The sequence below is a fragment of the Sphingobium tyrosinilyticum genome (assembly GCF_042654265.1).
Taxonomy (GTDB): domain Bacteria; phylum Pseudomonadota; class Alphaproteobacteria; order Sphingomonadales; family Sphingomonadaceae; genus Sphingobium; species Sphingobium tyrosinilyticum.
In genome coordinates this window covers 105,891-127,055 of the sequence record NZ_JBHSFZ010000013.1, presented here as the reverse complement: position 1 = coordinate 127,055, position 21,165 = coordinate 105,891, and the positions used below count along the sequence as shown (strand labels likewise).

24 protein-coding genes are annotated in these 21,165 nt (G+C 62.4%); 12 read left to right on the top strand and 12 right to left on the bottom strand.

Annotated features, from left to right (window positions below; translation table 11 throughout):
• Nucleotides 1-52 precede the first annotated feature (52 nt).
• Nucleotides 53-739 (bottom strand): 2,3-diphosphoglycerate-dependent phosphoglycerate mutase, encoded by a 687-nt coding sequence (gene gpmA / locus ACFO3E_RS08480; RefSeq protein ID WP_380803753.1) that lies wholly within the window; start codon nt 737-739, stop codon nt 53-55.
• Between the two features lie 151 nt (nt 740-890).
• Here gpmA and sppA point away from each other — a divergent pair, with 151 nt between their 5' ends.
• Both sppA and ACFO3E_RS08470 read left to right on the top strand, forming a co-directional pair.
• Nucleotides 891-2,777, top strand: a complete 1,887-nt coding sequence (gene sppA, locus ACFO3E_RS08475; protein ID WP_380803750.1) for a signal peptide peptidase SppA — start codon at nt 891-893, stop codon at nt 2,775-2,777.
• A gap of 97 nt (nt 2,778-2,874) precedes the next feature.
• Nucleotides 2,875-3,252, top strand: coding sequence for a VOC family protein (locus ACFO3E_RS08470; RefSeq protein ID WP_380803747.1), 378 nt, complete (start codon nt 2,875-2,877; stop codon nt 3,250-3,252).
• 33 nt (nt 3,253-3,285) lie between these two features.
• Here ACFO3E_RS08470 and ACFO3E_RS08465 read toward each other — a convergent pair whose 3' ends face one another.
• The 4 genes from ACFO3E_RS08465 to ACFO3E_RS08450 form a co-directional block, all read right to left on the bottom strand.
• Nucleotides 3,286-3,921: a trimeric intracellular cation channel family protein gene (locus ACFO3E_RS08465; protein ID WP_380803744.1), complete on the bottom strand. Its 636-nt coding sequence runs from the start codon at nt 3,919-3,921 to the stop codon at nt 3,286-3,288.
• Nucleotides 3,922-4,051: 130 nt separating this feature from the next.
• Nucleotides 4,052-4,597 (bottom strand): glutathione peroxidase, encoded by a 546-nt coding sequence (locus tag ACFO3E_RS08460; protein WP_066528558.1) that lies wholly within the window; start codon nt 4,595-4,597, stop codon nt 4,052-4,054.
• Nucleotides 4,598-4,637: 40 nt separating this feature from the next.
• Nucleotides 4,638-5,366 carry a VIT1/CCC1 transporter family protein gene (locus ACFO3E_RS08455; protein WP_380803741.1) on the bottom strand — a complete coding sequence of 243 codons (729 nt, stop codon included), beginning with the start codon at nt 5,364-5,366 and terminating at the stop codon, nt 4,638-4,640.
• A gap of 19 nt (nt 5,367-5,385) precedes the next feature.
• Entirely contained in the window at nt 5,386-7,167 is a 1,782-nt protein-coding gene (locus ACFO3E_RS08450) for an ABC-F family ATP-binding cassette domain-containing protein (protein WP_380803739.1), read from the bottom strand.
• A 141-nt stretch (nt 7,168-7,308) separates the two neighbouring features.
• Between ACFO3E_RS08450 and ACFO3E_RS08445 the strand changes: the two genes are divergently transcribed.
• From ACFO3E_RS08445 to ACFO3E_RS08425, 5 genes are all read left to right on the top strand, one after another.
• The gene (locus tag ACFO3E_RS08445; protein WP_066524221.1) at nt 7,309-8,037 is read left to right on the top strand and encodes an SIMPL domain-containing protein; all 729 of its coding nucleotides are present in this window, start codon (nt 7,309-7,311) and stop codon (nt 8,035-8,037) included.
• Between the two features lie 77 nt (nt 8,038-8,114).
• Complete coding sequence (locus ACFO3E_RS08440; RefSeq protein ID WP_380803736.1) at nt 8,115-8,420, top strand: hypothetical protein; 306 nt, start codon at nt 8,115-8,117, stop codon at nt 8,418-8,420.
• Between the two features lie 33 nt (nt 8,421-8,453).
• Entirely contained in the window at nt 8,454-9,119 is a 666-nt protein-coding gene (locus ACFO3E_RS08435) for a response regulator transcription factor (protein WP_066524223.1), read from the top strand.
• Nucleotides 9,120-9,231: 112 nt separating this feature from the next.
• Nucleotides 9,232-10,536: a sensor histidine kinase gene (locus ACFO3E_RS08430; RefSeq protein WP_066524224.1), complete on the top strand. Its 1,305-nt coding sequence runs from the start codon at nt 9,232-9,234 to the stop codon at nt 10,534-10,536.
• Nucleotides 10,536-10,889, top strand: a complete 354-nt coding sequence (locus tag ACFO3E_RS08425; protein ID WP_066524226.1) for a YbaN family protein — start codon at nt 10,536-10,538, stop codon at nt 10,887-10,889. Before ACFO3E_RS08430 ends, ACFO3E_RS08425 begins: the two co-directional genes overlap by 1 nt.
• 85 nt (nt 10,890-10,974) lie before the next feature.
• On the opposite strand, the gene ACFO3E_RS08420 is transcribed toward ACFO3E_RS08425, so the two are convergent.
• Both ACFO3E_RS08420 and ACFO3E_RS08415 read right to left on the bottom strand, forming a co-directional pair.
• Nucleotides 10,975-11,868, bottom strand: coding sequence for an SMP-30/gluconolactonase/LRE family protein (locus ACFO3E_RS08420; RefSeq protein WP_197486299.1), 894 nt, complete (start codon nt 11,866-11,868; stop codon nt 10,975-10,977).
• Nucleotides 11,869-11,964: 96 nt separating this feature from the next.
• Nucleotides 11,965-13,188 carry a polyhydroxyalkanoate depolymerase gene (locus ACFO3E_RS08415; RefSeq protein ID WP_066524230.1) on the bottom strand — a complete coding sequence of 408 codons (1,224 nt, stop codon included), beginning with the start codon at nt 13,186-13,188 and terminating at the stop codon, nt 11,965-11,967.
• A gap of 125 nt (nt 13,189-13,313) precedes the next feature.
• On the opposite strand from ACFO3E_RS08415, the gene ACFO3E_RS08410 reads away from it, so the two are divergent.
• Nucleotides 13,314-13,970, top strand: a complete 657-nt coding sequence (locus ACFO3E_RS08410; protein WP_066524231.1) for a glutathione S-transferase — start codon at nt 13,314-13,316, stop codon at nt 13,968-13,970.
• A 16-nt stretch (nt 13,971-13,986) separates the two neighbouring features.
• Here the strand turns inward: ACFO3E_RS08410 and ACFO3E_RS08405 are convergent, their stop codons facing one another.
• From ACFO3E_RS08405 to acnA, 3 genes are all read right to left on the bottom strand, one after another.
• A complete protein-coding gene (locus tag ACFO3E_RS08405) occupies nt 13,987-14,688 on the bottom strand; it encodes a glutamine amidotransferase (protein ID WP_066524232.1) in 702 nt (233 codons plus the stop codon).
• A gap of 72 nt (nt 14,689-14,760) precedes the next feature.
• Nucleotides 14,761-15,018, bottom strand: coding sequence for a CBU_0592 family membrane protein (locus ACFO3E_RS08400; protein WP_156518370.1), 258 nt, complete (start codon nt 15,016-15,018; stop codon nt 14,761-14,763).
• A 196-nt stretch (nt 15,019-15,214) separates the two neighbouring features.
• A complete protein-coding gene (gene acnA / locus ACFO3E_RS08395) occupies nt 15,215-17,884 on the bottom strand; it encodes an aconitate hydratase AcnA (protein WP_066524235.1) in 2,670 nt (889 codons plus the stop codon).
• 385 nt (nt 17,885-18,269) lie between these two features.
• On the opposite strand from acnA, the gene ACFO3E_RS08390 reads away from it, so the two are divergent.
• A complete protein-coding gene (locus ACFO3E_RS08390) occupies nt 18,270-18,554 on the top strand; it encodes a hypothetical protein (RefSeq protein ID WP_380803729.1) in 285 nt (94 codons plus the stop codon).
• A gap of 33 nt (nt 18,555-18,587) precedes the next feature.
• Here the strand turns inward: ACFO3E_RS08390 and ACFO3E_RS08385 are convergent, their stop codons facing one another.
• Together ACFO3E_RS08385 and ACFO3E_RS08380 are read right to left on the bottom strand one after the other, a co-directional pair.
• On the bottom strand, nt 18,588-18,791 hold the full coding sequence (locus tag ACFO3E_RS08385) for a DUF5818 domain-containing protein (protein WP_066524237.1): 204 nt from the start codon (nt 18,789-18,791) through the stop codon (nt 18,588-18,590).
• Between the two features lie 4 nt (nt 18,792-18,795).
• Nucleotides 18,796-18,981 (bottom strand): DUF1328 domain-containing protein, encoded by a 186-nt coding sequence (locus ACFO3E_RS08380; protein WP_066524240.1) that lies wholly within the window; start codon nt 18,979-18,981, stop codon nt 18,796-18,798.
• 291 nt (nt 18,982-19,272) lie between these two features.
• Between ACFO3E_RS08380 and ACFO3E_RS08375 the strand changes: the two genes are divergently transcribed.
• Genes ACFO3E_RS08375 through ACFO3E_RS08365 form a run of 3 tightly spaced genes read left to right on the top strand, consistent with a single transcriptional unit; the run spans nt 19,273 to nt 21,164 of the window.
• Complete coding sequence (locus ACFO3E_RS08375; protein ID WP_380803725.1) at nt 19,273-20,019, top strand: DUF4198 domain-containing protein; 747 nt, start codon at nt 19,273-19,275, stop codon at nt 20,017-20,019.
• A 26-nt stretch (nt 20,020-20,045) separates the two neighbouring features.
• Complete coding sequence (locus ACFO3E_RS08370) at nt 20,046-20,426, top strand: hypothetical protein (RefSeq protein WP_066528560.1); 381 nt, start codon at nt 20,046-20,048, stop codon at nt 20,424-20,426.
• Nucleotides 20,427-20,435: 9 nt separating this feature from the next.
• Nucleotides 20,436-21,164 carry a HupE/UreJ family protein gene (locus ACFO3E_RS08365; RefSeq protein WP_066524244.1) on the top strand — a complete coding sequence of 243 codons (729 nt, stop codon included), beginning with the start codon at nt 20,436-20,438 and terminating at the stop codon, nt 21,162-21,164.
• Nucleotide 21,165: the final 1 nt, after the last annotated feature.

Sequence of the window (21,165 nt, the reverse complement as noted above, 5' to 3'; positions counted from 1 at the left end):
CAAAGCCCCTTAGCGGCAGGACCGGAAAGGGGCAATGCGGGATTTGGAACGCTCAACGCTCCGACAGATAATAGCGCTCCTTCGCGGTCAGATCGTCGGCCAGGTCATAGACGATCGGCTGGCCGGTCGGGATCTCCAGTTCGGTGATTTCGTCATCGGGGATACCGGACAGATGCTTGACCAGAGCGCGCAGCGAATTGCCGTGGGCGGAAATAAGGACGCGCTTGCCCGCCTTCAATTCCGGCACGATCCGGCTTTCCCAATAGGGCAGCACGCGCGCGATCGTATCCTTGAGCGATTCCGTGGAAGGAATGGCGATGCCGTCATAGCGGCGGTCTTTCGACAGGTCGAACTCACCGCCCGGCTCCAGCGCCGGCGGCGGAATGTCGAAGCTGCGGCGCCAGATCTTGACCTGCGCATCGCCATGCTTAGCGGCCGTCTCCGCCTTGTTAAGGCCGGTGAGCCCGCCATAATGCCGTTCATTCAGACGCCAGTCCTTTTCGACAGGCAGCCACAGCCGGCCCATTTCCTCCAGCGCCAGGTTCAACGTCTTGATCGCGCGGGTCTGGACCGAGGTGAAGCAGCGATCGAAGTCCAGTCCCTTGGCCGACAGCAACTGGCCAGCAGCGCGCGCTTCCTCCACGCCCTTTTCCGTCAGGTCCACGTCCCACCAGCCGGTGAAGCGGTTTTCCAGGTTCCAGGCCGATTGGCCATGACGGATGAGAACGAGTGTGGGCATGAAACGCTTCTCCTGCACTAAGCGAATGTTGGCGCTTCCCATAACGCCGGAAATCACGGGCGCAAGCTTGTGCGCCCCGCGCGCCGCCCCACATTGCAGTCGGTCCGCCGATCGGATAGCTCGAAGGACAATTGAAAAAGGAACTGGCAACTTGGCATTTGTGAAGGGTGTTTGGCGCATATTGGTCGCCATCAAGGACGGGCTGGTGCTGCTGCTCCTGCTTGGTTTCTTCGGCCTGCTCTATGCCGCCCTGTCCTGGTCCCCCAAGCCTGCCCGCAGCGTCAGCAGCGGCGCCTTGCTATTGAAGCTCGACGGCACGATCGTCGAGCAGCCTGCGGAGATCGATCCCTTTTCCCTGCTGACCGGATCGGGGCAGGAGACCAGGGAATATCGGCTGTCCGACATCGTTACCGCGCTGGAAGCAGCCAGGACCGATGACAAGGTCAAGGCGGTTGTCCTGAACCTCGATGGGTTCCTGGGCGGCGGCCAAGTTGCCCTGTCACGCGTGGGCAAGGCGCTGGACGGCGTTCGCGCCGCGAACAAGCCGGTCTTCGCCTTTGCGACCATCTACAGCGATGACAGCTATCAACTTGCTGCCCATGCCAGCGAAAGCTGGGTCGATCCGCTGGGCGGCGTCGCCATTCTGGGCCGCGGCGGTTCAGGGCTTTATTACAAGGGCCTGATCGACAAGCTGGGCGTCAACACGCACGTCTATCGCGTCGGCACTTACAAGAGTTTCGTCGAACCCTTCATCCGCTCCGATCAATCGCCCGAGGCGCGGCAGGCCAATCAGGCGCTGGCTGATGCGCTGTGGGAAGGTTGGCAGCAGGAAGTCGCTCGGGCCCGCCCGAAAGCCAAGCTGGCCGCCTATGCCGCCAATCCTGCAGGCGCAGCCGAAGCCGCACGCGGCAACCTGGCGAAGGCGGCCCTGAGTGCGGGACTGATCGACCGGCTGGGCGATGAAGCGGCTTTCGGTGAGCGGGTGGCGCAAGTTGCTGGCGAACCTTCCGACGAACGGCCTGGCGACTTCGCCAGCATCGACCTTCCCACTTACGCCAAGGCGCACCGGCCAGCCAATAATGGCCAGATCGGCGTGATCACGATCGCAGGCGAGATCGTCGATGGCGATGCGGGACCCGGGAGCGCGGCCGGAGACACGATCTCCGCGCTGCTTTACAAGGCCCTGTCCGAAAAGGAACTGAAGGCGCTGGTGGTCCGCGTCGATTCCCCCGGCGGCTCCGTCATGGCATCGGAAAAGATCCGGCAGGCCATCATGGAGGCCAAGCGGGAAGGACTGCCTGTCGTCGTGTCGATGGGCAATGTCGCGGCAAGTGGCGGCTATTGGGTTTCGACCCCCGCCGACCTGATCCTCGCCGAGCCCGGCACGATCACCGGATCCATCGGCGTCTTCGGCATCTTGCCGAGCTTTGAAGGAACGCTGGCCAAGCTCGGCATCACCACGGATGGCGTGCGCACCACGCCGCTATCGGGCCAACCGGACCTTGCGGCCGGGACGACGCCGGAGTTCGATCGCATCATGCAGATGGGGATCGAGGATATTTACGGCCGCTTTGTCGGCTTAGTGGCCAAGGCCCGCCGCAAATCGCCCCAGCAGATCGACGCCATCGCCCAAGGCCGCGTCTGGGACGGCGGCACGGCGCGACAGATCGGCTTGGTCGATCGCTTCGGCGGCCTTGAAGAGGCGATCGCGGAAGCAGCCAAGCTCGCCAAGCTCGACCCCGCGAAGGCAAAAACCTACCGCATCGAGAAGGAACCCGACAAATTCGCCGAGTTCATCCAGTCGATGACCGAACGCGACGACGAGGATGCCGACACGGGACGCGACATGCTGAGCCGCCAGGCGATGATCCAGCGCCGCTGGGCAATGCAGGCCATCGCTGATGTGCGGGAATTGCTGAGCGGTGCAGGCGTGCGCGCCGATTGCCTTGAATGCAAAGGTTATGGCGCACCGAAGGCCGTGAGTGCAGCTGATCAGCGAGGCTTGATGGCGTTGCTGACTTCGATTTGGCGGGGGTGAGAGAAGTTAAAAGCGGCCATATCGCAAGACCCTTGCGCTTCGCCGATCTTCGCGCGAGGCGATTGGAACTCCCAGCGGGCGAGCACATTTGGCGAAGATGCTGCACCATATCTCCCTCGGCACGACCGACCTGGAACGAGCGCGCGCCTTTTATGACCCGGTCATGCATGAGTTGGGCATGCGGCGAACGTTGGATGTCAGTGACGCCATTGGGTACGGCGTTGGCATCACCGTCTTCAGCCTCAACCTTCCCGCAGACGGCGGCGGCGCGTCGGTTGGCAACGGGGTCCATGTTGCTTTCGAGGTTGAAAAACGAGCCGCTGTCGATGCATTTTTCAAGGCCGCAATAGCCCATGGCGGCTCAGGTGAAGGTGCGCCTGGCCTAAGACCCGAGTATGACGCCAATTACTATGCCGCCTTCGTTCGCGATCCGGACGGAAACAAGATCGAGGCTGTCACGTTCACCGCTGCCTGAAATGATACCGGCGATTGGCAAATCAAAGACGCTTTACTTACCCCGATAGACTGGCAACCCCAACCCTCTCCAGATCGCGATGGCCCGCAACAGAAAACCCAGCACCGCAGCCACGACGCCCGCGACGGGTACATCCAGCCCCCACCAATGCAGCACCACGAACAAGCCCGATGCCAATGCGGCCGCAGTCACATAAAGCTCTGGGCGTAGCAGGATGGATGGCTCATGGGCGAGCAGGTCGCGAAGAATGCCGCCTACGCAACCCGTGACCACGCCCATCATGGCTGCGACGAGAGGCGGGATGCCGTAGCTCATCGCTTTGGCGGCTCCGAACACGGCGAAGGCCGCAAGGCCGATGGCGTCTAGCCAATCCAGCGCGCGGTCGCTCCATAGCCTGCGCGGGGTGAACCAGACGAGCAGGGCCGCGATCATGCAGGTGATGGCGGGGACCGGATCATGCACCCAGAAGACCGGCGCACCGATCAGCAGATCGCGCACGGTGCCGCCTCCCACCCCCGTTATCAGTGCGAAGAAGGCGAAGGTGACAAGCGTTTGGCCCAGCCTCGCGGCGGCCAGCGCGCCAGATGCCGCAAAGACGAAGATCCCCACGATGCTGAGCGTTTCCAGCACCGGGCCGATCTGATGAAGGGCGATCGCAGATGGTATCATGAGGCGAGTTAGCCTCTGGCACCACTAGCTGTCGAGGGACGGCACAAGATAGAGTGCTGCGCCGACGTGCCGCTATTCCGGTTCGCTCGCCCTGTCGTACAGGCCGGCGCCAGAATAGCGGCGCTTGGCTTTACTTGGCCAATTCCGCCTCGATCGCCGACACCAGCGCGGGATCGTCGGGCGTGGTGGCGGGCGCGAAGCGTGCGGCGACCGTGCCGTCCTTGGCGATCAGGAATTTTTCGAAGTTCCACAGAACTTCAGGCTCTTCGGTCGGCGTCATGCCATATCCCTTGAGCTTGTCGCGGAACGCGTCGCCTTCGCCCTGCGCCTTGGGCTGCTCGCTGGTGAGGGCGGCATAAAGCGGGTGCTTTTCCGGGCCGGTCACGACGATCTTTTCGAACATGGGGAAATCGACGCCGAAATTGGTCGTGCAGAAAGTCGCAATCTCATCATTGCTGCCCGGCTCCTGCGCGCCGAAGTCGTTGGCGGGGAAACCCGCGACGACCAAGCCCTTGTCCTTATAATCGCGATAGAGCTTTTCGAGCCCCTCATATTGCGGGGTGAGGCCGCATTTGGAGGCGACATTGACCGCCAGCACCACCTTGCCCGTATAGTCCGCCAGGCTGGCGTCTGCGCCCTTGATCGTCTTCAGCGGAATTTGCTGGATCGAAGTCATGATCGTCTCCTTGAGATTCTTGAACGCGCGGACCTTGCCATCATATGGCCGCGCCGAAAAGCCTGCCCGCACCCGCCGTCACCACCATCGCCAACATGCCCCAGAAGACCACTCGGCCGACCGAACGGGCAGCCTTCCCCCCGCCCAGCCGCGCGCCGACATAACCAAGCAGCGCCAGGCACAGTAGCGATGTAATAACGATCACCGGAAGCGCTATGGAGGCAGGGCATAAGGCTGCTGCAACAACCGGGGCGAGCGCGCCCGCAGAAAAGGTCGCGGCGGATGTAAGCGCCGCCTGCACCGGCCGCGCGGTGCTGATGTCGGAAATGCCCAGCTCATCGCGGGCATGGGCGGCCAGTGCATCGGCGTCCATCAACTGCCGTGCCACCTCCCCGGCCAGTTCAGGCGTGAGGCCGCGCTCCACATAGATGCCGCGCAGTTCCTGCCACTCGACATCCGGTTGCTGCGCGATCGCTCGCTTTTCCTTGGCAAGGTCCGCCCGCTCCGTGTCGGACTGCGCGCTGACCGACACATATTCGCCGGCCGCCATGGACATGGCGCCCGCGACCAACGCTGCTATGCCCGACAGCAGAATCGCCTCACGTGCGGCCCCCGAGGCGGCGATGCCCGCAAGCAGGCTGGCGGTCGAGACGATGCCGTCATTCGCGCCTAGGACCGCCGCACGCAGCCAGCCCACGCGATTGACATAATGGACGGCGTGGTGCGCTTGCTCTGGCGCGCCTGCCGCTGATCCTTCCATCGCCGCCATGCCTTCGCGTCTCCTGCTGTCAGCCGTTTAGCCCCTCGGCCTTTTCCGCCAATTCCAGCCAGCGTTCCTCGGCCGCATCCTTGTCCGCGCGCGCCTGCTCGATCGCCTTGGTTAGCGCGGCGAAACGCTTGGGATCGCGGGCGTAGAGCGCAGGGTCAGCCATCGCCTCTTCATCGCGCGCTATGGCCTTCTCCAGTTCCTCGATGGTCTTGGGCAGCAGGTCCAGGTCACGCTGATCCTTGTAGCTGAGCTTGGTCGCGGCGGTCCTGGGCGGTGGCGGAGCGGCAGCGGCTTTCTTTTCCGCTTTGGGCGCGCTTTTCGGCTGGCGCTTGGCCACCCAGTCCGCATAGCCGCCGACGATCACATCGACCTGCCCCGAGCCGTCGAGGCCGAGCGTCACGGTCACTGTCCGGTCAAGGAAATCCCGGTCGTGACTGACAATCAGCACCGTGCCATCATAATCGGCAATGACCTCCTGCAGCAGGTCGAGCGTTTCGAGGTCAAGGTCGTTGGTCGGTTCGTCCAGCACGAGCAGGTTCGATTCGCGCGCGAACTCCCGCGCGAAGAGCAGACGCGACCGCTCGCCGCCCGACAGCGTGCCCACGCGCGCTTCGGCCAAAGACGGGTCGAAGAGAAATTCCTTCAGATAGCCGTGGACATGCTTGCGCACCCCGCGCACGTCGATCCAATCGCCGCCTTCGGCCAACACGTCGCGCACACGCTTGTCGGCCTGCATCAGGCTGCGCTGCTGGTCGATGAAGATCATGTCGAGCGACTTGGCCTGCCTCACCACACCGGAATCCGGCGCGAGCTCGCCGGTCAGCAGCTTCAAGAGCGTCGTCTTGCCCGCGCCATTGCCGCCGACGATGCCGATCCGGTCGCCGCGCTGGATGCGCAGGGTGAAGTCCTTGATGACTGTGCGCGCGCCGAAGCTCTTCGTTACATGTTCCGCGGTGATGACGCTCTTCGTCTTGCTGTCGTCGGCAGCGACGGCGATCTTGGCGACGCCCTGCGGTCCGACCATCGCGGCACGCTGGGCGCGCATTTCCCACAGCTTCGCGAGGCGGCCCTGGTTGCGCTTGCGGCGGGCGGTGACGCCGCGCTGGAGCCAATGCGCCTCGATCTTGAGCTTTGCGTCGAGCTTTTCGGCCGCGCGGGCTTCTTCGGCATATACGGCTTCCATCCAATCCTCGAACCCGCCAAAGCCGATCTCGTTGCGGCGGATGGACCCCCGATCGAGCCACAGCGTCTGCCGCGTCAACCGGGTCAGGAAGGCGCGGTCGTGGCTGATGACGATGAACGCCCCGTTGTAGCGGCCCAGCCAGCCTTCCAGCCAATCGATTGCGTCAATGTCGAGATGGTTGGTCGGCTCGTCGAGCAGCAGCAAGTCGGGCTCGCTCGCCAATGCGCGGGCGATGGCGGCGCGGCGGCGCTCGCCCCCGCTGGCAGTCGCGGCTTCGCGGGACAGGTCGATGCCGAGCTGGCTCGCAATCGCCTCCACCTCATGCGCGGGCGGTGCAAATTGACCGGCCAGCGCAAAGTCTCGCAACGTCGCGAACTCAGCAACGTCCGGGTCCTGCTCGAGCATGATGACCCGCGCGCCGGGACGGACGGATCGCGTGCCCTCATCGGGCTCTACCTGCCCCGCGATCAGCTTCAGCAGCGTCGTCTTGCCCGCGCCATTGCGACCGATCAGCGCAAGCCGGTCCCGCTCGCCCACAAAAATGTCGAGATGGCGGAAAAGCCAATGCGTGCCTTGGCTGAGGCCAAGATTTTCAAAGGAGAATATGGGTGCCGGCATGGCCGTGCAGCTAGGACTTCCAGCGCGCCGGGGCAAGAGCATGTGGAACCGGAAGCTGTCCAAAGGCTTTCAACGCCCGTCAGCGTCCATTCATCGCAGCCGTTACAAACAGGACGTCTGCTTTCCCAAGGAGATACGTCCATGAAGTCTGCCTTCGCCATGATGGCCCTCGCCGCCGCATCGCTCCCCGCAGCGGCGATCGCGCAGACGAGCGTCACCATCGCCGAAACCGCTCCGGTCGTGACACTGAATGTCACCGAAACGGTGGAAGCCGCTCCGGACCGCGCCGTTGTGGGCACCGGCGTGCAGACGCGCGCGCCCACCGCCACGCAAGCGATGCGCGACAATGCAGCGAAGATGGACCGCCTGATCGCCACGCTCGCCAAGGCAGGCATCGCCAAGAAGGACATCCAGACCAGCGGCATCAATCTCAGCGCCCAATATGACTACAGCAACCGCGAGGGACAGCCTGCCGGGCCACGCTTCATCGGCTATGAAGCGTCGAACCAACTGACCATCAAGCTGCACGACATCAAAAAGGTGGGCCCACTGCTCGATACGCTGGTCGAAGCGGGTGCGACCAATGTGAACGGTCCATCCTTCTCGATCGAAAACCCTGCGCCGATGCTGGCGCAGGCGCGCGCGGCTGCGCTGAAGAGTGCCAAGTCACAGGCGGACTTCTATGCCCAAGCGGCCGGTTACCGTTCGGCCCGCCTGATCTCCATTTCGGAAAGCAATAGCGGGGGCAATCCCCCGATGCCGATGCTCGCCGCCCGGTTCAAGGCGGATGCCGAGCAGGCTACGCCGGTCGAACCCGGGCAGGTCGGATCGTCCGTCACACTAACCGTCCAATATGCGTTGGAGCGCTAATCCCGCTCGGATCGCCGCTTTGACGCCACCATTCACCACCTGTTCAATGCTTCGGCGCTATGGCATGCCCTATGACGATGAAGCATAGCATCCTGATTACCGGTCTGGCCGCCCTCGCCGCGATGGCGGCCACGCCTTCCCAGGCCGAGATCGGGCAGCGCGGTGAACAGGACGCCGCGCGCCGCGCCATGCTCGACGGGCAAACCATGCCCTTCTCCCTCATCAAGCGCCGGGTCGATGCCGCCATGGGCGGGGCAACCTATCTTGGTGCGGAATTCAATCCCTCCTCCAACCGCTATCGCTTGAAATATGTGAAGGACGGTAAGGTGGTTTGGGTTGATGCGGACGGGCGCACAGGCGATATAACCGGCTGGGCGCACTGACGCGCCAGGCAAAACACTAAGAAACGGGGCCATATGCGTCTGCTGATCGTCGAAGATGAACCGAGCCTCGGGCAACAGCTCCGCAATACCTTGGAAGGCGCGGGCTATGCCGTGGACCTCGCAACCGATGGCGAGGACGGTCATTTCCTGGGCACGACCGAAAGCTATGACGCCGTAGTCCTGGACCTGGGCCTGCCCACCATCGACGGGCTGACCGTGCTGGACCGCTGGCGCAAGGAAGGCCGGGGCTTTCCCGTCCTCGTGCTGACCGCGCGAGACAGTTGGTCGGACAAGGTGGCGGGCCTGGATGCCGGCGCCGACGATTATCTGGCGAAGCCGTTCCAGAGCGAGGAGTTGATCGCCCGCCTGCGCGCGCTCATCCGCCGCGCGTCGGGCAACGCTTCGAGCGAACTTACCGCGGGCGACGTGCGGCTGGATACCCGCTCAGGCAAGGTCACGCTGAAGGGCGAGCCGGTAAAGCTGACCGCTCAGGAATATAAGCTGCTGTCCTACCTGCTCCATCATAAGGGCAAGGTGGTCAGCCGCACCGAACTGATCGAACATATATATGATCAGGATTTCGATCGCGATTCCAACACGATTGAAGTCTTCGTGACCCGCATCCGCAAGAAGCTGGGCGCGGATGTCATCACGACGATCCGGGGACTGGGATACAGCCTGGACGAGCCCGGCCGCTGACGACCCGTAATCTCCATTCCACGCGTATGGCTCTGACATAAGCGCCATGGCAAGCCCGTCCGAATCCACCACTCCTCCCCCAGTTCATTCCACGGGGTCGCTGAGCCGACGCATGATCGGGATTGCGGCGCTGTGGATCAGCGTCCTGTTGTTAGGCGGAGGGCTGGCGCTCGACCGGGTCTTGTCCGCGGCGATCACGCGCAATTTCGACGATGGCCTCAATTATGTGCTGACCGCGATGATCGCGTCGGCGGAAATCGGGCCGGATGGCGAAGTGCTGTTCAATCGCCCGCTAGCCGATCAACGCTTCCTGGAACCCAATAGCGGGCTTTATTATCAGATCAGCGCCAAGGGGCATGAGGATTGGCGATCGCGATCCTTGTGGGACCGTGCGCTGCGCGTTCTGCCCGAACATGATGACCGCACTTTTCACGCCTATGACAGCAAGCAGTTTCCCGGCGAAGACCTGCGCATCATGGAGCGGACGATCGTCCTGCCGGGCTCCAACACGCGATGGATGTTCATGGTCGCCGCCGCTCGCGCAGGGCTGGATGACCAGATCAGAGCCCTGCGATCGACACTGACGCAAAGCTTCGCGCTGCTCGCGCTGGGGCTGATCGTGCTGACGACGCTGCAGACCCTCTATGGGCTGCGGCCGTTGCGCCGTGTGCGGAAGGAAATCGTGCGCATGCGCACCGGGGAAAAGAGCCGCGTCACCGAACCCATGCCCGCCGAAGTGCTTCCCATGGTCGAGGAATTGAACGCGCTCCTCGCCCATAATGAGCGCCAGGCTGAAGAAGCGCGGACCCATGCAGGCAATCTGGCCCACGCGCTCAAGACGCCGCTGACGGTCATCATGAATGCCGCGACAGCGCAGGCGGCTGACCTTGGCGAAACGGTCATCCGTGAAGCCACGACGATGCGCCGGCAGGTCGATCACCATCTCGCCCGCGCCCGCGCGGTCGGGCGGCGTGGCGCGGCGCAGAGCCGGGCCGAGGTCTGGGGCAGCCTTCAGGCTGTCGAGCGCGCGGTGCAACGCCTTTACCCCGAGACCCGCATCGACATGGATGGCGACAAGGAGGCCACGGTCCGCGTAGAGCGGCAGGACCTTGACGAGATGCTCGGCAACCTCATCGAAAATGCTGCGAAATATGGCGGCGGCAGCGTGTTCGCGACGGTCAGCCGCGTTAGCGCGATGGTGGAAATTGTGGTGGAGGATGACGGCATGGGCATCCCCCCAGAGGAACGCACGCGCATTTTCGACCGGGGCGTCCGGCTTGACTCGGGGAAGCCCGGCACCGGCCTTGGCCTTGCGATCGTCCGTGATGTCGCGGAAATCTATGGTGGCTCGGTCGGGATGGAGGAAAGTGAAGATCTGGGCGGTCTGCTGGTGCGGCTTCGCCTTCCCGCCGCCTGATGCGGCAGGCGCTCTATCTAACGGGTGGGTTTGTCGCGCTGGCGCTTGGCGCGCTGGGCATCTTCCTGCCGCTGCTGCCCACGGTGCCCTTCATGATATTGGCCGCGTTTTTCTTCGCTCGATCAAGTCCGGCGCTGGAAGCAAGGCTTCTCGATCACCAGCATTTTGGACCGCATATCCGGCGGTGGCGCGAGCGCGGAGCCATCAGCCGCCGGGGTAAGCGCGCGGCCCTCGCGGCCTTCGCCTTCAGCGCACTGCTGGCGCTATTCCTGGCGCCCTTCCCGTGGTTCCTGGCTCCGCTGACTGCCGCGCTGATCGGCGGCACATGGATTTGGACACGGCCGGAAGCGTGAGGATGCGGAGCCATACAACCCGCCATCATGCTGACCTTTCAGCGAATCCGCCACATCGCAGTCTGATTGGCTCGAGCCCTATCGGTCAGAGGCTTCCCATGTTAGCGAGAGAAACTTTTTCCAGCCGTCCCTCAGCCGCGGAGAAAGCGGCGGGCCCCTCGAACTCCGGCACTGTGCAGATGTAGAGCGTGCCCCCATTCGTGCCGCCGATGGCGCAGGCCAGGGCACGGCGGCCTTTGGCGAGAGACACGCAATGCGTCACATCGCCACTAGGCGCTATGCGGATGACGCCGAGACCGGAGTGCACCACCCCGTCGCTATACGCCACAGGGCTCGCGCTCCATACCGCGCCGTGATTGTCCAGGCAGATGCCGTCCGGTATTCCCCCTTGAGGCAGTGCGCCGAACAACCGGCGGTTGGACAGCGCGCCACTGTCCGGATCGATGTCGAAGCATGTGATCCGCATCGCGGTGGATTCCGCCACATAGAGCGTGCGCCCGTCCGGACTGATCGCCATACCGTTGGGCGACATCATATCTGATGCCGCGATCTTAGTGGCGCCGTCAGGCTGAACCAGGATTATGTCGGTCGGATCGGGCATGCCGTGGGCCTCATTGGTCCAGATGTCGAAGCCCGGCTGGCTGACATAGGCACGGCCCCCATGGACGACCATGTCGTTGAGAACGAAACGGCAGAGACCGGTCAGATCCGCATATTCTGTCGCACCTTGAGGTCCGATGCGCAGTAGCTTGCGCTGCTTCGACAGAACGGCCAGCAGGTCGCCGTTCGCGAGAAAGCCGAGGCCACCGACGAAATCATCTGGCTCTTCATGAACGATTTCCGCCTGATCATTCATGCCCAGTCGATATATCCGGCCCGCCGTGATGTCCGAGAAGGTGAGCGCACCATCATGCCAGCGTGGACATTCCGGCAGGTTCAGCCCTTCGACGATTACCGTGGGTTCCGATAACAGGATCATGCCGCCACCCTCTCCTTCGGGATGGCGCCTGTTCATCCGGCGACTATCCGCTCATGACGAACGGCTAACCCACTGGCCGGATCGTGACAATAAGCCTCAGTTCATCGCCAGGATCATATTCCGGACCTGCGGAAAGACTTCCTTTTCCCATTTGCTGCCGGAAAAGACGCCATAATGGCCAGCGCCGATCTGCAGATGGTGGCGCTTGAGATGCGGCCGCAATCCGGTGCACAGCGCATGCGCGGCAGCCGTCTGGCCCACCGCGCAAATGTCATCCTTCTCGCCTTCCACGGTCAACAGCGCAGTCTTGCGGATCGCGCCCGGATTGACCAGCCGGTCACGATGCTTCAGCTCGCCTTTCGCCAGCAGGGTCCGCTGAAACACACGGTCCACGGTCTCCAGGTAAAATTCCGCAGCCATGTCGAGGACCGCGAAATATTCCTGGTAAAAGCTTTTGATCCTGGCCGCCTCCGCGTCGTTGCCGTCGGCGAGCAGTTGATACAGCTCACGATGCTGAGCCCCATGGCGTTCCAGATTCATCGACATGAAGGCCGACAGTTGCAGGAAGCCAGGATAGACTTTCCGCCCCGCGCCGGGATAGCGCAGCGGGACCCTGGTGATCAGATGTTTTTCGAACCAGTCAAGCGGCCGCTCGTTGGACAACTCGTTAACGATCGTGGGCGCGGCTCGCGGATCGATAGGACCGCCCATCAGCGTCATTGATCGCGGCGTCGCCGCGTCGCCATCCTCGGCCATGAGGGCCACGGCCGCGAAGGCCGGCACGCAAGGCTGGCAGACCGACAGCATATGTGCGCCCGGCCCCATTTCCTGAAAGAAGGTGATCACATAATCGACATAGTCGTCAAATCCGAACACTCCGGCTGACGTTGGGACATCGCGCGCATTCTTCCAGTCGGTTATATAGACGTCATGGTCGCGCAGTAGCGTACGCACCGTGCTGCGCAGCAAGGTGGCGAAATGACCGGACATGGGCGCGACGAGCAGGACGCGCGGCTGCTCCGTTTCGACTTCGTCCTTCACGAAATGAAGCAGATTGCCAAAAGGCAGGTCGAGCAGCACTTCTTCCCGCACCGCAACAATGGCGTTGCCGCTGCGGACTTGGTCGATACCGTAGGCGGGCCGCTTGTGGGTCAGCCTGGCGCCCTGGAACACATCCATCAGCGCGAACATGCGCCGGGGCATGGGAAGGTCCGCCATGGGTCCCAATTTGTCCCGGAGCCCCAAAGCTAGCTCTGCACCGAAGCGGGCCGGAGCCAGCATATCTTCCAGAGCTTGATAACCGTTATACAGCATCATCATAATATGAATGGTGCCCCAAAATGTTCCCCCGGCCGATTCGGCCTCTATCGTTCGTTTATACCGCTTTTGCGTATTGCACCGCATCAATGTTTGATGGAAGATAAGTTTAAAGTGGGAGGATCGTCATGGCCGCTGCGGAATTGACCATATCGAGCAAGATATATTCTTCATGGTCGCTCAGAGGTTGGCTGCTATGTCGGCTCGCGGGGCTGCGCGTCGTGGAAAAGATGGTCTCGCTGGAAAATATGGAGAACCGCGCGGAGCTTCTGCTGCTGACCCCGTCAGTGCTGGTGCCCCGCCTGACGCATGAGGGAGCGAGCGTTTGGGACACGCTGGCGATCGCGGAATATCTTCATGAACTTTATCCCAATGTGGGCATGTATCCCCAGGATCGCATAGCGCGCGCCCATTGCCGGTCCGTGTCGGGGGAGATTCACTCCGGTTTCGCCAATTTGCGGTCTGCGCTGCCCATGAACCTGAAGGTGCGTCATGACAAATTCCCGATCTTTTCGGGCGCCAAGCCGGACATTGAACGGGTCGAGGCGATCTGGACCGAATGTCTTGGCACCTATGGCGGCCCCTGGCTGTTCGGCGACAGCCCGACCGTCGCCGATGCGATGTTCGCGCCAGTTGCGCAGCGTTTCCTGACCTACGCAGTGCCGCTGTCTCAAAAGGCCGCCGCTTATTGCAATACGATCAACAGTTGGGACCTGATGCGCGAATGGATCGATGAGGCGCGCAAAGAGCCTGACGAGGTAGAGGAACTCGACATAGAGTTCTAAAATCAGCTGCCGCCGCTCAAGCGTGTAACTGACTCAGCCAACTGCCGATCACGGCCCGGCCCGCCGCAACCGCGCCCGGCCCATGCTCATCATGGTCACGCCGCAGGGCGACACCGCATTGCTGCGCAATGTCCAGGTCGGCCCAGAAATGGGTCAGCCAATCCTCAAAGCGCGGGTCCTCGCCCATCTCAGCATGGAATTGCAGCGCCAGCAGGTTGCGGCCCCGCCGAAACGCCTGATGTTCATAGGCCGATGTGGACGCCAATAACTCAACGCCACGAGGCAGTTCGAACGTATCGCTGTGCCAGTGCAGCACGGGCACGCCCTGCAGATGCCGAAGCGGGGAATCGGCCCCAGCGTCGTTCAGTGTGACCGGCGCGAAGCCCAGTTCCATGGCCTCGCCCGGATATACCCGAGCCCCCAGCGCCGCCGCGATCATCTGACTGCCCAGGCACACGCCCAGCGTGGGCAAGTCCTGCTCCAGCCGCGCGGCGAGCTTTTCGATCTGCACGGGAATCCAGGGATGGATGTCATGTTCATAGACGCCCATCGGCCCGCCCATCATGATCAGTAGATCAGGCGTGCACAGATCGACATGGTCAAATTCCGGGCTCGCCACATCGATCCGCTCGATCTCATAGCCGGCGGCCTCGATCGGCTGGAGAAACCCCGCCGCTCCCTCTCGCGGCACATGTCGGACAATCAATGCTTTTTTCATTGCTGGGCGCTTGCCTAGCCAATGACGGCCGCAATCGCCACCACAGGCTTTCTTGACGGAGCGATAATCCTCCTATCGGCTGTCGGCCGCCCTGTTCCGGCGGATGCGCCAGAGCGCCGCAAAACCGATGGCGCCCCAGATGATGTTCAGCACCATCGACGGGATCGCTCCATGCCACCAAGTATTGAGGACGAAGAAGCTCGCCCCGAGCGCGTTCATCCACTGGAAGGCGGCGGAATTGCCGGACAGACGGCCCATCGAGACCAGGAGATAGGCGCCGAGCACCAGGATCGCGCCGAGCCAACCGACAAGTTCGATGAAGAATGTCACAACAATCCCCCTCTCCCTTCCTCCCTTGGCAGGTCTGCCCCGCTTAGGTGATGGACGAGTATCACTCCTGCCCTTGCGGAAACACCCCTCCGCCAGCTTCGCCGGTTCTCCTCCAGTTGCGGACGAGGAACTTGACGAAAAAAGGCCGCCTCCTGCTGGGAGACGGCCCTTCTTCTTACTTTAATCCGTCAGCCGATCAGGCCGCCAGCTTGCGCAGCACATACTGCAAGATTCCGCCATTCATGAAATATTCCAACTCATTGACGGTATCGATCCGGCAAAGCGCAGTGAAGGTGAAGGTCGAACCGTCGGCCCGCTTGACGAGTACTTCCACATCCTGGCGCGGCTTCAAGCCAGCGACATTCTGGATGGTGAAGCTTTCATCGCCCGTGAAGCCGAACGTGTCTTTGTTCTCGCCATTCTTGAACTGCAGCGGCAGCACGCCCATGCCGACCAGGTTCGAACGATGGATACGCTCGAAGCTTTCGACGATCACGGCGCGGACGCCGAGCAGGTTGGTGCCCTTCGCCGCCCAGTCGCGCGACGAACCGGTGCCATATTCCTTGCCGCCGATGACAACCAGCGCGGTGCCGTCCGCCTTGTGCTTCATCGCGGCGTCATAGATCGGCATGACTTCGCCTTCATAGCGGGTCATGCCGCCTTCGACGCCGTCCAGCATCAGGTTCTTGATGCGGATGTTGGCGAAGGTGCCGCGCATCATAACTTCGTGATGGCCACGGCGCGCGCCGTAGCTGTTGAAGTCGGCCTGCGCGACCTGATGCTCGCTCAGCCACTTGCCCGCGGGCGAGGTCGCCTTGATCGAACCGGCCGGCGAGATGTGGTCGGTCGTGATCGAATCACCGAAGATCGCCAGCGGCTTGGCGTCGAGGATGTCGGTGACGTCCTTCGGGGTCATGGTCAGGCCCTCGAAATAGGGCGGGTTGGCGACATAGGTCGAACCAGCGCGCCACGCATAGGTGTCGGAGCCCGTGACGTCGATCGCCTGCCAATGCGCGTCGCCCTTATAGACATTGGCGTAGCGCGCCTGGAACATCTGACGGTCCATACAGCCCGCCATGGTGGTGGCGACTTCATCATTGGTCGGCCAGATGTCCTTCAGATAGACGTCCTGACCGTCCTTGCCCTGGCCGATCGGGGTGGTGATGAAGTCCTCGATCACCGTGCCCTTAAGAGCATAAGCAACGACCAGCGGCGGCGAGGCCAGGAAGTTGGCGCGAACGTCAGGCGACACGCGGCCTTCAAAGTTGCGGTTGCCCGAGATGACGGCGGCCGCGACCAGGCCGTTGTCATTGATCGCCTTGCTAATCGGCTCAGCCAGCGGACCCGAGTTGCCGATGCAGGTGGTGCAGCCATAGCCGACCAGGTTGAAGCCGATGGCGTCTAGGTGCGACTGAAGCCCAGCCTTTACGAGATAGTCGGTGACGACCTGCGAACCCGGCGCCAGCGAGGTCTTGACCCAGGGCTTGGGCTTCAGGCCCAGCTCGTTCGCCTTCTTGGCGACGAGGCCGGCGGCGACCAGAACGCCGGGGTTCGACGTGTTGGTGCAGCTAGTGATCGCGGCGATGGTGACGTCGCCGTCGCCAATGTCGAAATCCTTGCCTTCGACCGGAACGCGCTGCTGCGCCTTCTTGTAAACCTTTTCCATGTCCGCGTTGAACACGTCATCGACTTCCGGCAGCGCGACGCGGTCCTGCGGACGCTTCGGCCCTGCAAGGCTGGGGACGACGGTGGAAAGGTCCAGTTCCAGCGTGTCAGTGAAGACCGGCTCGACGGCGGGGTCGATCCAGAAGCCCTGCTCCTTGGCATAGGCTTCGACCAGCGCGATATTTTCGTCGGTGCGGCCGGTCAGACGCATATAGTCCAACGTCTTGTCGTCGATGCCGAAGAAGCCGCAGGTCGCGCCATATTCCGGCGCCATGTTGGCGAGCGTTGCGCGGTCGGCGAGCGACAGGCTGGCAAGGCCGGGGCCGAAATATTCGACGAAGCGGCCGACCACGCCCCGAGCGCGCAGCATTTGCGTGCAGGTGAGGACGAGGTCGGTGGCGGTGACGCCTTCCTTCAACACGCCGGTGAACTTGAAGCCGACGACTTCGGGAATGAGCATGGAGACCGGCTGGCCCAGCATCGCCGCCTCAGCCTCGATGCCGCCCACGCCCCAGCCCAAAACACCCAGGCCGTTAATCATGGTGGTGTGGCTGTCGGTGCCGACGCAGGTGTCGGGATAGGCGACGGTCACGCCGTCAGGGCCTTCGCTCGACCAGACGGCTTGCGCGATATTTTCCAGGTTCACCTGATGGCAGATGCCGGTGCCGGGGGGCACGGCGTAGAAATTGGCAAGGCTCTTGGAGCCCCATTTCAGGAAGTCGTAGCGCTCCATATTGCGCTGATATTCGATTTCCACATTCTGCTCGAACGCCTTGGGCGTGCCGAATTCATCAACCATGACCGAGTGGTCGATGACGAGGTGGACGGGGACCTGCGGATTGATCTTGCCGGCGTCAGCACCCAAGGCGTTCATCGCGTCGCGCATGGCGGCAAGATCGACCACGCAGGGAACGCCGGTGAAGTCCTGAAGCAGCACGCGGGCGGGACGATACTGGATCTCGCGCTCGGCCTTGCCCTTGTCATTCTGCCATTCGACGATCGCCTTGATGTCGTCGGTGGTGACGGTCACGCCGTCCTCAAAACGGAGCAGGTTTTCCAGCAGCACCTTCATCGAGAAGGGAAGACGCGAAACGTCGCCCAGCTTGGCGGCGGCCTTCTTCAGCGAATAATAGGCAATGTCCTTGCCCCCGACCGTCAAAGTGTCGCGCGTGCCGAGTGTATCCTGTCCGATGGCGGTCATGAGTCGTGCGTCTCCTCGCATTGCTCCGGCCGGGAGCGGGAGGAAAACGACATTCCGCCATATCTTCGCCGGACAGCGAAAGAAGCAGCCGGCGAGGTGACGGGATGCGCCCCAACCATCGGCCGAAGCGGGTATGTCCCTTGATGCGCGCCGCCATAGCGCCTGCTCGCCTCAAGTCAAATGCGAAGGCGCGAAATGGGACGTTCCGAGAATCTTTCTTATAGACGCGGTCATGAAGGGCGGGATACATTGAGCCGTGGCCGCGTTCTGGCAAGACGGAGCGGGCTACCATGAAATCAAGCGGGTCGCACGCTCTGACGTTAGCCGTTGCATCAACTTGGCGTTGAAATTGTTTTCAAATTTTACGCCCGATGCCCGAGAATATATGTCTGAGGAGGAAGAGACGATGCGCCCAGTTTCGAGCCTCGCGACCGGGAAGTCATTTGACCCGGCCCTAAGGGGATACATCATACATTATCATGTTGGGGAAGCTAATCATTGCCCCAGTTGCGGCCGCAGCCAGTGGATCGTCGGCCGATTAATGGCGGAATGCGCCTATTGCGAAACCGCCTTGCCGCTGGAAAATAATCGCGGCGTTGGCGCGTGCGCCCGCTTCGTGCACACCCACACATCCGTACCGTTCGAACAGGGCGGTCCCGTAACCGCCTGACCTGCTGGTCATCGCTGCCGCAGGGGGGAAGTCTCAGGCGGCGGCGACGCCTTCCACCTCCACCACATCGTCACCCGCGTAGTAGCCCTTTACGCGTACGCGCTTTTCGACATGATCGATGGGCACGCGGAGCAATATCAGGCGGAATGTGCCGCCCAGATCGCGCTGGAGCAGAAACCCGGCCTCGTCGCGCAGCAACCTGCCCGTCTCGTCAACTCCAGCGCCAATCTCGGTCATCGCGTCAATCTATGGCGTTCTTGATCCCTTTTCCAGCCAATAGGCCAAGAACCAGGAAAATCGCGAACAGGGCGATCGCGAGGAAGAACAGAATCTTGGCGATACCTACAAAAGCACCCGCCGCGCCGCCGAAGCCCAAAATGGCCAGCACCGCGGCGATGACGAGAGAAATGATAGCGAACCGGATCATCGAATAATCCTTCTTGTAAAATCAACTATATGTCTGAAACGGCCGACCCGCGGGACAGTTCCTCATTCCCGCGCCCACCTCTCCCACCGTCTTTGGGGCGATTGTAGCGAGGCGAGAGAATGGATTGGATGGCGCTCAGGTGCCATCAACCGACCTGGCAGCAAAGCCCGCCTCTTTCATGACGCTTATTTGACAGAATCTGCTTCACCACCCGCCCAATTCGGCATCAATCGGCATGTCGGAGTCATAGCCTATCCTCAATAGGACATATTGTCTCATGGGAGTGCGCCGATGAAGTTGACTCGCCTGATCACCGCCACTTTGTGCACAGGGACGCTTCTGGCAGCAGCCGCGCCGCTTAGCGCGCACGGCATCTGGTTCGCACAGCGCGCGCGGCAGCTTGCCCTTATCTATGGCGTGGGCGGCGATGATCTCGACGCGGTCAAGCGCCTGCCGCTGATCAAGGCGGTCACCGGCTATGATGCGGATTGGGCTCCGGTCAGCACCCGGTTGCGCGAGGCGGGCGTGATCCCCGTCGTCGATAGCGATGAGCCGGTCGCGGCCGTAGCCGCCGTCATGGACTATGGCCTTTGGAGCAAGACTCCGGACGGCGAGTGGCACAATAAGGGCCGCGACGAAGTGCCTACCGCCACACTCGCCGAACATAATTGGAAATATGCGGTCCACCTGAACCAGGTCCCGACCCGCCAGGTGCCGCTGTTCGAAGGCCACACGCTGCAGCTCGTCCCTGTCGGCATCGCCATTCCGCAGAAGGCAGGCGAACCGATCAAGGTTCGCGCTTATTATCAGGGCAAGCCGATGGCGGGCGTGACCGTCATGTCGGACTATGTGAATGATCCCGATGAGGCGGCTCCGGCCAAGACGGCTGCTGACGGCACCGCCACCGTCAAGGTCCGCAATCAGGGCATCAATGTGCTGATGGCGATCTATGTCGGTGCTTCGGACAACAAGGCGAAGGCCGATCACAGCGAATACCGCGCCTCACTCTCCTTCGTCCTGCCGCATCTGCCGGAATGATCCTCATCCATCAGGAGCTTACGCATATGAAGACCGATCTTTTCCGCACCGGCCTCGCCGCCATCGCCCTGGTCGCTGCGCCCACGGCCCTTTACGCCCATGGCAGCATGAAGCCCCAGCATGGCGGCCTCGTGCAGATGACGGGCGAGACCATGTTCGAGCTGGTCACCGGCCCCAAGGGCGTGGACGTCTATCTGAGCGAAGAGGACGAGCCCATTCCCGCCGCCGCCTACACCGCCAAGCTGACGCAGACCGCCGCGGGCAAGAAGACAGAAGCGGCGCTAAAGGCGGCTGGCGGCAACAAGCTTTCCGCCCCCGGCTTCAAAGCGGCCAAGGGCGCGAAGATCGTCATCGCCCTGGTCGACAAGAGCGGCGCGAAGACCTTCGCCACCTTCCAGACCAAGTAAGGCAGGCCAATGCACAGCGCGCCCCTCCCCCCGCTCCTCTCCCCCGGCGTGCGGCGGGCCGCGCTGCTGCTCTTGGGAGTGATGCTGGCGCTCATGAGCTCGACGCTCTGGGCCCATGGCGTCAACGAGAACGACAAGGCGTTCATCGAAGGCGCTTCTGGCGTAAACATCATCCCCTATATGTATCTGGGCGCCAAGCACATGGTCACGGGCTATGACCATCTGCTCTTCCTCGCCGGGGTCATCTTCTTCCTCTACCGCCTCAAGGATGTCGGCGCTTATGTGACCCTGTTCGCCATCGGGCACAGCACCACGCTGCTGCTGGGCGTCATCTTCGACATTCGCGCCAATCCCTTCATCATCGACGCGATCATCGGCCTTTCGGTCGTGTATAAGGCGATCGACAATCTGGACGGCTTCCGCACCTGGTTCGGCTTCTCACCGAACCCCAAGGCAGCGGTGCTGATCTTCGGCTTTTTCCATGGCTTCGGCCTTGCCACCAAGCTGCAGGAACTCACGCTGGCGAAGGATGGGATGATCCCCAACCTCATCAGTTTCAACATCGGCGTCGAGATGGGCCAATTCATGGCGCTCACCATCATCCTGCTGCTGATGAACCTGTGGCGCATGAGCGACAGTTTCCGCCGCAGCGCCATCGTCGCCAATGCCGCGCTGATGACCGCCGGCTTCCTACTCATCGGCTACCAGCTGGCCGGCTACTTCACCCAAGGGGCCTGAC

What these genes read in the sequence shown, in the direction of transcription:
- ACFO3E_RS08465 (WP_380803744.1), bottom strand. Translation starts at nt 3,921, where the DNA reads ATGATACCATCTGCGATCGCCCTTCATCAGATCGGCCCGGTGCTGGAA.
- ACFO3E_RS08440 (WP_380803736.1), top strand. Translation starts at nt 8,115, where the DNA reads ATGAAGCATAGCATCCTGATTACCGGTCTGGCCGCCCTCGCCGCGATG.
- gpmA (WP_380803753.1), bottom strand. Translation starts at nt 739, where the DNA reads ATGCCCACACTCGTTCTCATCCGTCATGGCCAATCGGCCTGGAACCTG.
- acnA (WP_066524235.1), bottom strand. Translation starts at nt 17,884, where the DNA reads ATGACCGCCATCGGACAGGATACACTCGGCACGCGCGACACTTTGACG.
- ACFO3E_RS08435 (WP_066524223.1), top strand. Translation starts at nt 8,454, where the DNA reads ATGCGTCTGCTGATCGTCGAAGATGAACCGAGCCTCGGGCAACAGCTC.
- ACFO3E_RS08365 (WP_066524244.1), top strand. Translation starts at nt 20,436, where the DNA reads ATGCACAGCGCGCCCCTCCCCCCGCTCCTCTCCCCCGGCGTGCGGCGG.
- ACFO3E_RS08420 (WP_197486299.1), bottom strand. Translation starts at nt 11,868, where the DNA reads ATGATCCTGTTATCGGAACCCACGGTAATCGTCGAAGGGCTGAACCTG.
- ACFO3E_RS08450 (WP_380803739.1), bottom strand. Translation starts at nt 7,167, where the DNA reads ATGCCGGCACCCATATTCTCCTTTGAAAATCTTGGCCTCAGCCAAGGC.
- ACFO3E_RS08445 (WP_066524221.1), top strand. Translation starts at nt 7,309, where the DNA reads ATGAAGTCTGCCTTCGCCATGATGGCCCTCGCCGCCGCATCGCTCCCC.
- ACFO3E_RS08455 (WP_380803741.1), bottom strand. Translation starts at nt 5,366, where the DNA reads ATGGCGGCGATGGAAGGATCAGCGGCAGGCGCGCCAGAGCAAGCGCAC.
- ACFO3E_RS08425 (WP_066524226.1), top strand. Translation starts at nt 10,536, where the DNA reads ATGCGGCAGGCGCTCTATCTAACGGGTGGGTTTGTCGCGCTGGCGCTT.
- ACFO3E_RS08385 (WP_066524237.1), bottom strand. Translation starts at nt 18,791, where the DNA reads ATGACCGAGATTGGCGCTGGAGTTGACGAGACGGGCAGGTTGCTGCGC.
- ACFO3E_RS08460 (WP_066528558.1), bottom strand. Translation starts at nt 4,597, where the DNA reads ATGACTTCGATCCAGCAAATTCCGCTGAAGACGATCAAGGGCGCAGAC.
- ACFO3E_RS08390 (WP_380803729.1), top strand. Translation starts at nt 18,270, where the DNA reads ATGTCTGAGGAGGAAGAGACGATGCGCCCAGTTTCGAGCCTCGCGACC.
- ACFO3E_RS08380 (WP_066524240.1), bottom strand. Translation starts at nt 18,981, where the DNA reads ATGATCCGGTTCGCTATCATTTCTCTCGTCATCGCCGCGGTGCTGGCC.
- ACFO3E_RS08375 (WP_380803725.1), top strand. Translation starts at nt 19,273, where the DNA reads ATGAAGTTGACTCGCCTGATCACCGCCACTTTGTGCACAGGGACGCTT.
- ACFO3E_RS08410 (WP_066524231.1), top strand. Translation starts at nt 13,314, where the DNA reads ATGGCCGCTGCGGAATTGACCATATCGAGCAAGATATATTCTTCATGG.
- ACFO3E_RS08370 (WP_066528560.1), top strand. Translation starts at nt 20,046, where the DNA reads ATGAAGACCGATCTTTTCCGCACCGGCCTCGCCGCCATCGCCCTGGTC.
- ACFO3E_RS08430 (WP_066524224.1), top strand. Translation starts at nt 9,232, where the DNA reads ATGATCGGGATTGCGGCGCTGTGGATCAGCGTCCTGTTGTTAGGCGGA.
- ACFO3E_RS08415 (WP_066524230.1), bottom strand. Translation starts at nt 13,188, where the DNA reads ATGATGATGCTGTATAACGGTTATCAAGCTCTGGAAGATATGCTGGCT.
- ACFO3E_RS08405 (WP_066524232.1), bottom strand. Translation starts at nt 14,688, where the DNA reads ATGAAAAAAGCATTGATTGTCCGACATGTGCCGCGAGAGGGAGCGGCG.
- ACFO3E_RS08470 (WP_380803747.1), top strand. Translation starts at nt 2,875, where the DNA reads ATGCTGCACCATATCTCCCTCGGCACGACCGACCTGGAACGAGCGCGC.